We start from the raw sequence: 14,613 nt of genomic DNA on the forward strand, positions 1-14,613 counted from the left end.
ATGGAGGCACGGGCGGGAATCGAACCCACGTACACGGATTTGCAGTCCGCTGCATCACCACTCTGCCACCGCGCCATCCTGACCGGCACCGGCGCGCCGTTTCCGGTGCGCCCTCGGTGTGGAGCGGTGGTATAGCGGCACGGAACGGAGCGGTCAAGGCGAATGGTGACGATTTTTGAACATCGCTGAACGTCCTGTGCAGACCCGTCCGCCGGCCCCATCCGATGCGGTCGTGCGGGGGCTGCTTTTCCGATCCCCGGCAAAGCCCCTCCACAGCCGTGGCCCGGATCCCTGTGGCGTTGTGTTCGCCCGGCCTTTGCGGCTATATACCGCCATGGCAGGAAGCCGTCCGCTGTTCGGCTTGGTGCCGGTGTCGTCACAACACATCAATAAGCGACCGCCATGACCGATTTCGCCGCCGCACGCTATTTCATGGTCGAGGGACAGATCCGCCCCAACAAGGTGACCGATCATCGTCTCGTCGATGTCCTGTCGGAGCTTCCGCGCGAAGCCTTCGTACCTGAGTCGGCGCGCGGCGTCGCTTATGTCGACGACGATCTTCCCATCGGCAAGGGCCGCTTCCTGCTGGAGCCGATGGTGTTCGCCCGCATGCTGCAGGCTGTCGCCGTGCAGGAGACCGACCGGGTGCTCGACGTCGGCGCGGCCGGCGGCTATTCCACCGCGGTGCTGGCCCGCCTGGCCGCCTCCGTGATCGGCCTCGACTGCGACGAGGAACTGACCGCCGCCGCGACCGCGGCGCTGGCCGGGCAGGGCATCACCAATGCCAAGGCCGTCACCGGTCCGCTGGCGGAGGGGTACGCCCAAAACGCCCCTTACGATGTCATCGTCGTCGAAGGTACCGTGCCGGAGGTGCCGGCGGCGCTGACCGAACAGTTGGCCGAAGGCGGGCGCCTCGTCGCGGTGGTTCAGGGCAGCGGCAGCGTCGGGGAGGTCCGCCTGTTCCAGCGCATCGCCGGCGTCGTGTCCAGCCGCATCCTGTTCGAAGCCAAGCCGCACGCGCTGCCGGGCTTCGAAAAGAAGGCGTCTTTCGTGTTCTGACCGGTTTTGCCGGTTGGAGAGGTCTTGAACTGAACCGTGCAGTTTACCTCTGCGCGGTTCTGCGCTACCGTCGCCGCCATCCTTGCACGAAAGTGAACATTCATGGCCGCACCGTTTGAGATCGAGGTGGAAGAGCTGGACCGTCGCCGGAAGGCCGGCGACGCGATGGTCGTCCTCGACGTGCGCGAACCGTGGGAGTTTGCGCTGTGCGCCATCGACGGCAGCCTGCACATCCCGATGAACGGGCTTCCCGGCCGGGTGGACGAGCTGCCGACGGACCGCGACGTCGTCGTCGTGTGCCATCACGGTGGGCGCAGCGCGCAGGTCACCATGTGGCTGCGTTCCAAGGGTTTCGACCGTGCCATCAACCTCGATGGCGGCGTCGATGCCTGGGCGCGCCGAATCGACCCGAACATGAAGGTCTACTGAACATGACCGTGCGAAGCCGTTTTGCGCGCCGCTGGCTGCTGGCGACGGCCCTGACCCTGACCGCCACCATGGGCACAGCAGTGACCGGCGGTGGTACGGCCCAGGCGCAGTCCCTCGAGCAGGCCCTCGCCCAGGCCTATGCGAACAACCCGACGATCGGCGCCCAGCGCGCCCGCCTGCGTGCCGTCGACGAAGGCGTGCCCCAGGCGCTGTCCGGCTACCGGCCGACGGCGCGGGTCACCGCCGGCATCACGCGCTCGATGGGCGAATCGAAATTCGACGGCGGTTCGACGGGGTCCGAGGCCAACGCGAAAAGCGTCGGCGTCACCGCGACCCAGCCGGTCTACGACGCCACGGTCGCTCCGGCCGTCCGCCGCGCCGAACGACTGGTCGAGGCGCAGCGCGCCACCCTGATCGCGTCGGAACAGTCGGTGCTGCTCGCCGCCGCCCAGGCCTATCTGGACATCGTCCAGAACCAGGCCATCCTGCAGCTGCAGACCAACAACGAGCAGGTGCTGCGCCGACAGCTGGACGCCGCCCGCGACCGCTTCCGCGTCGGTGAATACACCCGCACCGACGTCAGCCAGTCCGAGTCGCGCCTGTCGGCCGCCATCGCGTCGAAGATCTCTGCCGAAGGCACGCTCCGCGCCTCCCGCGCGACCTACGAGCGTCTGGTGGGATCGGCCCCCGGCGAGCTGAAGGCGCCCAAGCCGGCGTTCCGCCTGCCGAAGAACCTCGACGAACTGGTCGAACTGGCCCGCGCCAACAACCCCAACGTCCTGTCGGCCTCCTACACCGAGGCGGCACAGCGTGAGGCGGTGGATCAGCAGTACGGCCGCCTGCTGCCCTCGGTGAACCTGTCGGCCAGCGGCACCCGCACCTATGATCCGGGCCGCACATCCGGCGTCGAGCTGAACCGCTCCGACAGCGCGCAGATCACCGCCCAGGTGACCATTCCGCTCTATCAGGCCGGCCAGCCCGAAGCGCTGGTCCGCGAGGCGAAGCAGACGGCCAACCAGGCCCGCCTGCAGATCGAGGAAAGCCGCCGTCAGGTCACCGAGTCGGCGGTCAGCGCCTGGCAGGCCCTGCAGACCGCGCGCGCCAGCATCGAGTCCTACTCAGCGCAGATCAAGGCGGCGCAGATCGCCCTGGAAGGCGTCCGTCAGGAGGCCCAGGTCGGGTCGCGCACCGTTCTGGACGTGCTGAACCAGGAACAGGAACTGCTGAACGCCCGCGTCTTCCTGGTGCGTGCCCAGCACGACGAGATGGTCGCAGCCTTCAATGTTCTGGCGGCCAGCGGACAGTTGACCGCCGACCGGCTCAATCTGCCGGTCCAGAAATACGACCCGCAGGCGAATTACGATAAGACGCGGGGCAAGTGGTTCGGAACTTCGGTGACCGAATGAACGAAGCGGCCCGCGAAAGCGGGCCGTTTTTGTATTATGGCTTTTTTGTCATCCCTGCCCTAGGTTTGGGTCAGGTTGACGTCTCGGGTTGCCACGATGAGCGATAAGGGCCAGCAAGAACCTTCGATGGAGGAAATCCTCGCCTCCATCCGGCGGATCATTTCCGAGGACGGCGAGCCGGCCAAGTCGGAAACCCAGGCGCCTTTGCCGCCTCCTCCGCCGCCACCCCCTCCGCCGCCTCCGCCACCCCCGCCGGTGGATGAGGACGACGACGTCCTGGAACTGACCCAGATGGTGGAGGACGAGCCGGATGAACGCCCGGCCTTCGGTCAGCCGGACCCCGATCCCTGGCCCGACGAGCCGGCGTTTCCGGAGCCGCCAGCTCCGCCTCCGCCGCCCCCGCGTTGGGAAGAGCCGGAGCCCGAACCGATGCCGCCGCCGCGCCCGGCGCGCCGGCCGATGCCGGCCTTCGACGAGTTCGAGGATGACGAGCCGCCGCCCCCGCCGCGTCCGCGCCGCCGGCCGGTCGAGGTGGATGACGGGCTGATCTCCCGCCGGACGGCGGAGGACGCCTCGCACCATCTGACCCATCTGGCGCGCGAGTTGGGCGACGACCTGTCCATCGGTCCGATGCCCATCGGCATCCGCACGGTGGAGGAGGTGGTGCGCGAACTGCTGAAGCCGCTGTTGAAGGAGTGGCTGGACGAAAATCTGCCGACGGTGGTCGAACGCCTCGTACAGCAGGAGATCGACCGGATGATCCGGCGGTCGCAGAAATTCTGATCCTGCCTTTCCTGATCTCCGCCTTTCTGATCCCCGGTTGAGACGTTTCTAGCGAAAGTTCGTGGTGATGTTGGAAAAGACGTACCGGCCCGCCGAGGTCGAGGAGAAGCACTACCGCCTGTGGGAAGACTCGGGCGCGTTCGCCGCCCAGCCGCAGGGGAACGGCAAGCCCTACACCATCATGATGCCGCCGCCGAACGTAACCGGCAGCCTGCACATGGGCCATGCGCTGACCTTCACCATCCAGGACGTGCTGACCCGCTACAACCGTATGCGCGGCCGCGACGCCCTGTGGCAGCCGGGGACCGACCATGCCGGCATCGCCACCCAGATGGTGGTGGAGCGCAATCTGGCGAAGGACGGCAAGACCCGCCACGATTTCGGCCGCGACGCCTTCATCGACAAGGTGTGGGAATGGAAGGCCGAATCGGGCGGCACCATCACCCGCCAGCTGCGCCGCCTGGGCGCCTCGCCGGATTGGCCGCGCGAACGCTTCACCATGGACGAGGGGCTGAGCCGCGCCGTCCGCAAGGTGTTCGTCGAGCTGCACCGCCAGGGCCTGATCTACAAGGACAAGCGGCTGGTCAACTGGGACCCGAAGCTGCACACCGCCATCTCCGACCTCGAGGTCGAGCAGAAGGAGATCAAGGGCAACCTCTGGCACTTCCGCTACCCCATCGACGGGGAGGAGGGGCGCTACATCGTGGTCGCCACCACCCGTCCTGAAACCATGCTGGGTGATACCGGCGTCGCGGTGCACCCGGAGGACGAGCGGTACAAGGACCTGATCGGCAAGATGGTCCGCCTGCCGCTGGTCGGCCGCCTGATCCCGATCGTCGGCGACGAATATGCCGATCCGGAAACCGGGTCGGGCGCGGTGAAGATCACCCCGGCGCACGACTTCAACGACTTCGAGGTCGGCAAGCGTTGCGGGCTCGAACAGATCAACATCATGGATCGTGACGCCCGGCTGAACGACAACGTTCCCGAGGCTTATCGCGGGCTTGACCGCTACGAGGCGCGCAAGCGGATCGTCGCCGAGCTGGAAGCGCTGGAGCTTCTGGAGAAGATCGAGCCGCACACCCACATGGTCCCGCACGGCGACCGCTCCGGCGTGGCCATCGAGCCGTGGCTGACCGACCAGTGGTATGTCGACGCCGCGACGCTGGCCAAGCCGGCGATCGAGGCGGTGGAGACCGGCAAGACGGTGTTCGTGCCCAAGCAGTGGGAGAACACCTATTTCGAATGGATGCGCAACATCCAGCCCTGGTGCATCAGCCGCCAGATCTGGTGGGGCCATCAGATTCCCGCTTGGTATGGCCCGGACGGCACCTTCTTCGTCGAGGAGACGGAGGAGGAGGCGCGCGCCGCCGCGACCAAGCATTACGGCAAGGACGTCGAACTGACGCGCGACGCCGACGTGCTCGACACCTGGTTCTCGTCGGCGCTGTGGCCCTTCTCCACGCTGGGCTGGCCCGACCAGACGCCGGAGCTGGATCGCTACTACCCGACTGACGTGCTGGTGACAGGCTTCGACATCATCTTCTTCTGGGTTGCCCGGATGATGATGATGGGCCTGCACTTCATGAAGGATGTGCCCTTCCGCACCGTCTACATCCATGCCCTCGTCCGCGACGAGAAGGGGCAGAAGATGTCGAAGTCGAAGGGCAACGTCATCGACCCGCTGGAGATCATCGACCAGTACGGCACCGACGCGCTGCGCTTCACCCTGTCGGCGATGGCGGCGCAGGGCCGCGACATCAAGCTGGCGGTGAACCGGGTCGAAGGCTACCGCAACTTCGCCACCAAGCTGTGGAACGCCGCCCGCTATTGCCAGATGAACGGCTGCGAGCCGGTCGCGGGCTACAAGCCGGTCGGCCTGACCCAGACGGTGAACCGCTGGATCGTCGGCGCGCTGGCCGATGCGACGAAGAAGGTCGCCGAGTCGATCGACGCATACAAGTTCAACGAGGCCGCGGGCGCCGCCTACCAGTTCACCTGGGGTACCTTCTGCGACTGGTACATGGAGTTCACCAAGCCGATCCTCGCCGGCACGGACGAGGCGGCGAAGGCGGAGACTCGGGCGACCACCGCCTGGGTGCTCGACCAGATCCTGCACATCCTGCACCCGCTGATGCCCTTCATCACCGAAGAGCTGTGGGAGCAGCTGTCGCCGGCCCGCGCCAACCGCCTGATCTCTGCCGAATGGCCGGAGTTCGCCGCCGACATGGTCGATCCGGCCGCGCGCGACGAGATGGATTGGGTGGTGCGGCTGATCACCTCGGTCCGCTCCATGCGGTCGGAGATGAACGTCCCGCCGGTGGCGCAGATCGAGCTGAAGCTGAAGGACCCGAACGCGGTCAGCCTTAAGCGGCTGGACACCCACCGCGACCTGATCCTGCGCATGGCCCGCCTGTCGAGCGTCGAACCGCTCCAGGGCGACGTGCCGAAGAGCAGCGTGCAGGCGGTGCTGGACGAGACCACGCTGGTGCTTCCGCTGGAAGGCATCGTCGATCTCGACAAGGAGAAGGCGCGCCTGTCCAAGGAGATCGACAAGCTGGCGGGCGAGATCAAGAAGATCGATGCCAAGCTGTCGAACGAGCAGTTCGTCGCCAAGGCTCCGGAAGAGGTGATCGAGGAGCAGCGCGACCGCCGCGAGGCCGCCGACCGAGCCCGCGACAAGCTGCAGAAGGCGCTGGAGATGCTGGCCGGCTGATCAACGGCCAGTTGTTAACGAAAAAGCCCCTCCCTCGCGACTGCGGGGGAGGGGCTTTTCGTTTGTGGCGCTTGTTGCCATAGAGCGGGGCAGGGGCTTTGGCTCAGCCCCGCAGCAGCCCCCGTAGACGATAGAGTTCGTCCAGCGCCTGCCGCGGCGTCAGGCTGTCCGGGTCGATTCCAGCCAAGGCTTCCTCGACCGGCGATGGTCCGGCCGGTGCTTCGGCCAGCACCTCCGCTTTCGGTGCCGGACGCTTCAATGCGGCGCTGAACAGCGGCAGGTCTTCGGCCAGCCGGTGGATCGTCGCGTTCTGGTCGCCCGATTCCAGCAGCTTCAGCACCTCGTCGGCACGTCCGACCACGGCGGGCGGCAGGCCGGCCAGCTTGGCGACATGGATGCCATAGCTGCGGTCGGCGGCGCCGGCCGTCACTTCGTGCAGGAACACGACGTCGCCCTGCCATTCCTTGATCCGCATGGTGTGGCAGGACAGCGCCGGCAGCTTCGACGCCAGCATCGTCAGTTCGTGGTAATGGGTGGCGAACAGCGCGCGGCAGCGGTTGACGTCGTGCAGATGCTCGACGCAGGCCCAGGCGATGGACAGGCCGTCGAAGGTCGCGGTGCCGCGGCCGATCTCGTCCAGGATCACCAGGGCGCGCGCGCCGGACTGGTTCAGGATCGCCGCCGTCTCCACCATCTCCACCATGAAGGTGGACCGCCCGCGGGCGAGGTCGTCGGCGGCGCCGACCCGGCTGTAGAGCCGGTCGACCACGCCGATATGCGCCCGCTCCGCCGGGACGAAGCTGCCCATCTGGGCCAGCACGGCGATCAACGCGTTCTGGCGCAGGAAGGTCGATTTACCGGCCATGTTCGGGCCGGTCAGCAGCCAGAGCCGGTTGTCGGGCGCGAGGTCGCAGTCGTTGGCGACGAACGGCCCGCCATGGGCGGCGTCCAGCACCGCCTCCACCACCGGATGCCGGCCGCCCTTGATGGCGAAGGCGAGGCTGTCGTCCACCAGCGGCCGGCTGTAGCGCCGCTCCTCCGCCAGTTCGGCTAGCGAGGTGGCGACGTCCAGCGCCGCCAGCGCATGGGCGGCCTGGGCGATGGCATCGGCCCGCGCCGCCACCGCATCCACCAGCCCGCCGAACAGCTCCAGTTCCACCGCCAGCGCCTTGTCGGCGGCCTCGGAGATGCGGCGTTCCAGATCCGACAGCTCCACCGTGCCGAACCGCACGGCATTCGCCATGGTCTGGCGGTGCATGAACACCTCGCGGCCCTTGTCCGACATCAGCTTGTCGGCATGGGCGGCGGTGACCTCGATGTGATAGCCCAGCACGTTGTTGTGCTTGACCTTCAGCGACGGCACCCCGGCGATCTCGGCGTATTTGGCCTGCAGCCCGGCGATCAGCCGGCGGCTCTCGTCGCGCAGAGTCACCAACTCGTCCAGTGCATAGCTGTAGTCGCGGGCAATGAAGCCGCCGTCGCGGGCCAGCAGCGGCAGCTCCGGCGCCAGCGCCTGGGTCAGCTGGTCGACCAGTTCCGAATGGGCGCCCAGCCGCTTGTCGAGCGCCGCCAGCCCGTCCGGCAGCGGCATGGCGCCGGCCAGCAGTTCGCGGATCAGCCCCGCCTGCCGCAGCCCGTCGCGGATGGCCGCCAGATCGCGCGGCCCCCCGCGGCCCAGCGTCAGGCGCGACAGCGCGCGTTCCAGATCGGGGCAACTGCGCAGGGACTGGCGCAGGTCGCCGCGCAGCCGCTCCTCCGCCAGCGCGAACTCCACCATGTCGAGCCGGCGTCCGATGGCAGCGGGATCAGTCAGCGGGGCTGCGAGATGGGCACAGAGCAGGCGCGCGCCGGCCCCCGTCACGGTGCGGTCGATGGTGGCGAGCAGGCTGCCGCGCCGTTCCCCGGTCAGCGTCCGGGTCAGTTCAAGGTTGCGGGCGGTGGAGGCGTCGATCTCCATCACCGCACCCGGCCCGACGCGCCGCGGCGGCGACAGGCGGGGCACACGGCCCTTCTGCGTCAACTCGACATAGCCGACCAGCGCACCGGCCGCCGCGACCTCCGCCCTGGTGAAGCTGCCGAAGGCGTCCAGCGTGCCGACTCCATATTGGGTCAGCAGGCGCTGCTTGCCGTTCTCGCTGTCGAAACGTGGGGTGGGCTGCACGGTCAGCCGCGACTTCCATTCGCCCCAAAGCTCGAACAGCTCCGGCGTCTGCGACAGCTTTTCGGAGATCAGCACTTCCTGCGGGTCGAGCCGGCCAAGCGCGGCACCAAGCCCGGTCCGCTCCACCGGTTGCACCACCAGTTCGCCGGTCGACATCTCCAGCCACGCCAGCCCCAGCCCGCCGGCAGCCTCGGCCACCGCCGCCAGCCAGTTGGAGGAGCGGGAATCGAGGAGGCTGTCCTCGGTCAGGGTGCCGGGGGTGACGATGCGGATGACGCCGCGCTTCACGACCGACTTGGAGCCGCGCTTCTTCGCCTCCGCCGGGTCTTCCATCTGTTCGCAGATGGCGACGCGGAAGCCCAGGCGGATCAGGCGCTGCAGGTAATTCTCGTGGCTGTGCACCGGCACGCCGCACATTGGGATGTCTTCGCCCAGATGCTGGCCGCGCTTGGTCAGCGCGATGTCCAGCGCCGCCGCGGCATTCACCGCATCCTCGAAGAACATCTCGTAGAAGTCGCCCATCCGGTAGAACAGCAGGCAATCGGGATGCGCCTGCTTGATCTCCAGATACTGCGCCATCATCGGGGTGGCGTCGGGCGGAATGACGATTTCTGCGGTGTCGGACACGGGAACCATGCGGCGGTGGATGGGTGTTGCTTCAGCGGCGCACCCTATCACGGGATATGCAGCCGCGGGATAGGCGGGATGGCCGGTGATGGGACAATCCGATCTGCAGGACCGACCCGGGCTGCGACCCCGTCGCGGTTGACGAGTGCTTGCCGCCGGTCGCTACAATAGGGCAGGGGCCTCGCCTGGAAGCTGGAGGGGAACCCGCGCGATCGGACGGAACTCCGACCTTAAATAGGGAGACGGCCATCATGACGCAAACGACCCAGGACACGGCGCCCGCCGAGGTGCGGGAGGTCGTTGCCCTCTTTTCCACCCGTGCCGGCTTCAACCGGGCGGTCGACGCGGTCCTGGCCGCCGGCTTCGACCGCGCCGACCTGTCGGTCCTCGCCAGCCATGCATCGCTCGATGCGGCAGATCCGAAGGGCAAGCCGCGGGACGAGGCGCTGACCGGTCTGGTGGGCGAGCTGAAATACGCCTTTCCCCTGACCACGGCCGGCCTGATCGCCATCGTCGGCGGCCCGATCGAAGCGGCGCTGGCGGCCCTGGTCGCCGCCGGTGTCGGCGGGGCCGCGATCAAGGACTATCTGGACGAACTGACCAGCCACCCGAAGCCCAACGAGTTCACCCGCGCCCTGGAGGCCGGCGGCGTCATTCTGTGGGTGCGCGTCACGACGCCCGAGCAGGAACGGGAAGCCTCGGCCCTGCTCGACCGCGAGGGCGGCGGCAACGTCCATGTGTCGGTGCGCGAGACTTGATACCGGCGCCCCGTCAGGCCCGCCAATAGCCCCAGACGGATGCAGGCGGCAGGTTGCGCAGGGTGAAGGCCAGTCTTCGGCCCTGCAACCCCAGCGCCGCCCGGTCCAAGGGTGAATGCGGCATGAAGCTGTAGAGGAGGAAGCGGCCGCCCGGCCGCAGGATGCGGAAGGTCGCGTCCAGAACCTCGCGCTGGAAGGCGAGCGGGAAGGTGATCATCGGGATGCCGATCACCACCGTCCCGACCTTGCCGCAGAGCGATTCGCCGAGCAGGTCGGGCGCATTGCGGCAGTCGTCGGCGAAGACGGTTACGGCGGGGCAGCGCTGCCGCAGATGGCCGGCGAGATCCCGGTCGATCTCGAAGCTGAACAGGCGATCCGCCGGGATGCCGGACTCGAGGATCGCGGTGGTGATGGGACCGGTGCCGCCGCCAAACTCCACCACCACCTCGTCCGCCTCGCAGCGGATCTCGCGGGTGATGCGGCGGCGCAGGGATGGGGAAGACGGGGCGATCGACCCCATCGCCCAGGGATCGGCCAGCCAGCGGCGGAAGAACAGCCAGGATTCGGAAAGCGGGGCGGGTGCCGTCTGGGTCATCGGAGCCTCCCTGTGTCGGGACGGCCCGTTGGCGACCGCCCTCTACAGCGTTGCTGCCAGAAGTTGGTGACCTGCGTATGACAGGCTGCTCGCCACCAGGGTCAAAAACACCAGCGCCGCCACGGTCAGCCCCAGCCCGACGCCGATGGCGCCGCCGTCGCGCTCGATCAGCCCCAGCGAAATCAGCACCAGCGCGAAGCCCGGCAGCCAGCCGGTCAGCGGCAGCGGGATGATGCAGGTCAGCGTCAGGATGAACAGCAGCAGCCCGAACCAGCGTTCCTGGTCGATGCGGGCGAGACGGTGAAGTCGCGGCTTCAGCATCCGCTCGATCCACACAAGCCGCGGCATGGCGGCGTCCAGCGTGCGGGCGGCCAGACCGGTGCCGATGGAACGGTGCAGCAGCCAGTCCGGCAGTCCCGCCCCGCGCCTTCCGAAGGCGAGCTGGGCGGTGTAGAGCACGATGGGCAGGTCGAACAGGCAGGACACGCCCAGCGGCACCGGCGCGATGGTGGGCAGCGCCAGCGCCAGCAGGATGGTGCCGAGCGACCGGTCGCCCAGCGCCCGGATCAGGTCGCCCAGCGTGACCCGGCCGGCAGGCAGGTTGGCGCGGAAGCGGGCCAGCACGTCGGAGGTGCGCTCCTCCTCCACCTCGGCACAGGCCGCAGGCAGGGCGATGGTGCCGTCCTGCTGCGCGTCGCGTTCCAACGCCTCGCTTTCAAACGCGCCGCTGCCGGCGTCGTCGATGTGGCGGCGGGCGTTCAAACGCCGGCCTCCGCTGCGGCGCTCTCGTAGGCTTCGAGCGCCTCCAACCAGCTTTCCTCGGCGGTCGCCAGCTTCTTCTCCACCGTGCCGAGATCGATCTGCAGCTTCGTCAGCTTGTCCGACGGGCCGGTGTAGAGGGTGGGATCGGCCATCTTCGTCTCGATCTTGCGCTTTTCCTCGCTCAGCTTGGTCACCAGCGCCTCCGCGTCGGTCGCCTTGCGCTTCAGCGGGGCGAGTGCGGTGCGCGCCTCGGCCGCGGCGCGGCGCTGGTCCTTCTTGTTCGGGCCGGCGTCCCGGTCCAGGCCGCCTTTCGCCACCGCCCGTTCCGCCTTGGCGCGGTCCAGCAGGTAGCGGCGGTAATCGTCCAGGTCGCCGTCATAGGCTTGCACCGTGCCCTCGGCGACCAGCAGCAGCCGATCCACCGTCATCTCGATCAGGTGCGGGTCGTGGCTGATGATGATGACGGCGCCGGGGAAATCGTTGATCGCCTCGATCAATGCCTCGCGGCTGTCGATGTCCAGATGGTTGGTCGGCTCGTCCAGCATCAGGATGTGCGGGACTTCCCGGCTCATCAGAGCCAGAAGAAGGCGGGCCTTCTCGCCGCCCGACAAGCTGGCGATCTTGGTCTCCGCCTTCGCCTGCGGGAAGCCGAAGCGGCCCAGATGGGCGCGGACCTTCTCCTCCAGCGCCAGCGGCATGATGCGCTGGGTCTGCTGGATCGGCGTCAGCGACAGGTCCAGTTCCTCGGCCTGATGCTGGGCGAAATAGCCGATGCGCAGCTTGGACGACCGCCGCATCTCTCCGGCCATCGGCTGCAGCCGGTTGGCCAGCAGCTTGACCAGAGTCGACTTGCCGTTGCCGTTGGCGCCCAGCAGGCCGATGCGGTCCTCCATGTCGATGCGCAGGTTGACGCGGCGCAGGATGACCTTGTCGCCATAGCCGATGCTGACGCCTTCCAACGCGATCAGCGGCGGCGCCAGCTCGTCCGGCGGCGGGAAGTTGAAGACGACCTCGGGATCGTCCTCCATCAGCGTGATCGACTCCATCCTTTCCAGCAGCTTCAGGCGGCTCTGCGCCTGACGGGCCTTGCTGGCCTTGAAGCGGAAGCGGTCGACGTAGGACATCATGTGCTTGCGGCGCGCCTCCTGCTTGGCGGCCATGGAGGCGAGGCGCTCCTGGTTGGCGCGGCGCTGCGCCAGGAACTGGTCGTAATTGCCGCTGTAGGTGACGAGCTTGCCCTGGTCGATGTGGATCGTCGTGGTGGGCACCGCGTTCAGCAGCTCGCGGTCATGGCTGACCAGCAGGATGGTGTGCGGGTAGTTCTTCAGATAACCCTCGAGCCAGATCGTGGCTTCGAGGTCGAGGTGGTTGGTCGGCTCGTCCAGCAGCAGCAGGTCGGGGCGGGAGAACAGCACCCCGGCCAGCGCCACGCGCATCCGCCAGCCGCCGGAGAAGTCGGAGCAGGGCCGCTGTTGCGCCTCGGCGTCGAAGCCCAGGCCGGACAGCACCTGTGCCGCGCGCGACGGGGCGGAATGCGCCTCGATGTCGGCGAGGCGGGCGTGGATCTCGCCGATGCGCATCGGGTCGGTCGCCGTTTCCGCCTCTGCCAGCAGGGCGGTACGCTCGGTGTCGGCGGCCAGCACGGCGTCGATCAGCAAGGTCGGGCCGCTGGGGGCCTCCTGCGCCACCATGCCCATCCGCATGCCGGCCGGCAGCGTGACCGCGCCGGCATCGGTCTGCAGCTGGCCCGAGATCAGCTTCAGCAGGGTTGATTTGCCGGTGCCGTTGCGGCCGACCAGCGCGACGCGGTGCCCCTTGGGCACGACCGCGGTCGCGTGGTCGAACAACACTCGGCCGCCGAAGCGGAAGGTCAGGTCATTGATGTGCAGCATAGCGGCGAGGATGTAGCACGGGGACCCGCGGATTTGAAGCGGGCCCCGCCGGTTGGCACGGCTTTGTCCTCAGCGCTCCAGCGTCATCGCCGGCATCCGGGCCTGAACGCCGTCGCCCTGGACGGCGGCGATCAGCGGACGAAGCTGGGCCAGCAGCGGGCGCAGTTCCGCCACGGCAGCCAGGGCGCCGACCAGTTCGCCGCGGCCGGACATCAGATCCATCAGTTGGTCGGTGACGGATTTCGGCGGCGGGAAGGGGGTCAGCGTCACCGCGGCATCCGGGGACAGGCCGGCTGCAGTGCGGGCCAGGATCAGCGCCTGGTCCTGCCCGCCCAGTTCGTCGACGAGGCCGAGTTCGCGCGCCTGCGCGCCGGTCCACACCCGCCCCTTGGCGACGTTGCGCGCCTGCTCCGGCGACATGCGGCGGGCTTCGGCGACCCGTTGCAGGAAGTTGGCATAGGTGTCGTCGATGATGGCGTTCAGCCGCTCCGTCCCGCTATCGTCGAAGGGACGCACGGGCGACCACAGGCCGGCGTTGCGGGCGCCCTGCACGCGGTCCCAATGGACGCCCAGCTTGTCGGACAGGCCGCCGACGCCGAACTTGCCGGCGACGACGCCGATGGAGCCGGTGACGGTGGCGGGTGAGGCGACGATGCGGTCGGCCGCCAGCGCGATCCAATAGCCGCCCGACGCGGCGGCGTCGCCCATGCTGGCGATCACCGGCTTGCCATTCTGGCGCGCCTTGACCAGCGCCCGCCGGATCGCCTCCGATGCCGACACGGAACCGCCGCCGCTGTCGATGCGGAACAGGATGGCGCGCACCTCCGGATCGTCGGCCGCTTCCTCGATGGCTTCGACGATGGTCTCCGACCCGGCGGCGACCTCGCCCAGCGCCGGCTTCTCGCTCTTGCCGCCGGTGATGGTGCCGACGGCGTGGATCAGGGCGATGGTCGGGCCGGCGTCGTGGGGACCGCCGGCCACCGACAGGTAATCGAAGGGCTCCACCAGCTCCGCCCCGGCGCCGGCACGCTTCAGCGCCTCGTCGCGTGCCTCGTCGGCATAGCCGAGCCGGTCGACCAGCTTCTGGTCCAGTGCCTCTCGGCTCAGCAGCGGGGCATTGTCCATGGCGGTCCGCACCGCGGCGGGGGCGAGGCGCCGGCTGGTGGCGATGCCTTCGACCAGCTGCTTGGTGAGGTCGGCGACCAGCGCCTCCATCATCTCGCGGTTGGCCGGGGTCATGCCGGACTTGGTGAAGGTGTCGGCGAAGCTCTTGTATTCCTCGCGCTGGGCGAATTGCGGCTGCACGCCCAGCTGCTCGAAGGCATCGCGGGCGAAGGGCAGTTCCGCCGACAGGCCGGTGATGCCCAGCGTGCCCAGCGGCTGCAGCCACACCTCGTCGAAGGCGCTGGCCAGCAGGTAGGAGCG

General features: G+C 68.3%; 11 protein-coding genes and 1 tRNA gene. 6 read left to right on the top strand and 6 right to left on the bottom strand.

From position 1 onward, the window contains the following. Position 1: 1 nt before the first annotated feature. Positions 2-75, bottom strand: a tRNA-Cys gene (locus VD964_RS26965). 327 nt (positions 76-402) lie between these two features. Here VD964_RS26965 and VD964_RS26970 point away from each other — a divergent pair. From VD964_RS26970 to VD964_RS26990, 5 genes are all read left to right on the top strand, one after another. After that, the gene (locus VD964_RS26970; RefSeq protein ID WP_324871541.1) at positions 403-1,059 is read left to right on the top strand and encodes a protein-L-isoaspartate O-methyltransferase; all 657 of its coding nucleotides are present in this window, start codon (positions 403-405) and stop codon (positions 1,057-1,059) included. 102 nt (positions 1,060-1,161) lie between these two features. After that, entirely contained in the window at positions 1,162-1,488 is a 327-nt protein-coding gene (locus tag VD964_RS26975; RefSeq protein ID WP_149221780.1) for a rhodanese-like domain-containing protein, read from the top strand. A 2-nt stretch (positions 1,489-1,490) separates the two neighbouring features. Further along, positions 1,491-2,894 (top strand): TolC family outer membrane protein, encoded by a 1,404-nt coding sequence (locus VD964_RS26980; protein WP_324871542.1) that lies wholly within the window; start codon positions 1,491-1,493, stop codon positions 2,892-2,894. A gap of 96 nt (positions 2,895-2,990) precedes the next feature. Continuing rightward, the gene (locus tag VD964_RS26985; protein WP_324871543.1) at positions 2,991-3,677 is read left to right on the top strand and encodes a DUF2497 domain-containing protein; all 687 of its coding nucleotides are present in this window, start codon (positions 2,991-2,993) and stop codon (positions 3,675-3,677) included. A gap of 67 nt (positions 3,678-3,744) precedes the next feature. Beyond that, complete coding sequence (locus tag VD964_RS26990; protein ID WP_324871544.1) at positions 3,745-6,393, top strand: valine--tRNA ligase; 2,649 nt, start codon at positions 3,745-3,747, stop codon at positions 6,391-6,393. Between the two features lie 103 nt (positions 6,394-6,496). On the opposite strand, the gene mutS is transcribed toward VD964_RS26990, so the two are convergent. Further along, the gene (gene mutS / locus VD964_RS26995; protein WP_324871545.1) at positions 6,497-9,190 is read right to left on the bottom strand and encodes a DNA mismatch repair protein MutS; all 2,694 of its coding nucleotides are present in this window, start codon (positions 9,188-9,190) and stop codon (positions 6,497-6,499) included. A gap of 242 nt (positions 9,191-9,432) precedes the next feature. On the opposite strand from mutS, the gene VD964_RS27000 reads away from it, so the two are divergent. Beyond that, a complete protein-coding gene (locus tag VD964_RS27000) occupies positions 9,433-9,939 on the top strand; it encodes a hypothetical protein (protein WP_324871546.1) in 507 nt (168 codons plus the stop codon). A 13-nt stretch (positions 9,940-9,952) separates the two neighbouring features. Here the strand turns inward: VD964_RS27000 and VD964_RS27005 are convergent, their stop codons facing one another. From VD964_RS27005 to sppA, 4 genes are all read right to left on the bottom strand, one after another. Beyond that, a complete protein-coding gene (locus VD964_RS27005) occupies positions 9,953-10,534 on the bottom strand; it encodes a phospholipid methyltransferase (RefSeq protein ID WP_324871547.1) in 582 nt (193 codons plus the stop codon). Between the two features lie 42 nt (positions 10,535-10,576). Next, on the bottom strand, positions 10,577-11,296 hold the full coding sequence (locus tag VD964_RS27010; protein ID WP_324871548.1) for an exopolysaccharide biosynthesis protein: 720 nt from the start codon (positions 11,294-11,296) through the stop codon (positions 10,577-10,579). After that, positions 11,293-13,188, bottom strand: a complete 1,896-nt coding sequence (locus VD964_RS27015; protein ID WP_324871549.1) for an ABC-F family ATP-binding cassette domain-containing protein — start codon at positions 13,186-13,188, stop codon at positions 11,293-11,295. The genes VD964_RS27010 and VD964_RS27015 overlap by 4 nt, the downstream gene beginning before the upstream one ends. A gap of 69 nt (positions 13,189-13,257) precedes the next feature. After that, positions 13,258-14,613 (bottom strand): signal peptide peptidase SppA (sppA, locus tag VD964_RS27020; RefSeq protein ID WP_324871550.1); only part of this gene is annotated, 1,356 nt, incomplete at its 5' end.

The organism is Azospirillum sp., from assembly GCF_035628975.1.
Lineage (GTDB): Bacteria > Pseudomonadota > Alphaproteobacteria > Azospirillales > Azospirillaceae > Azospirillum.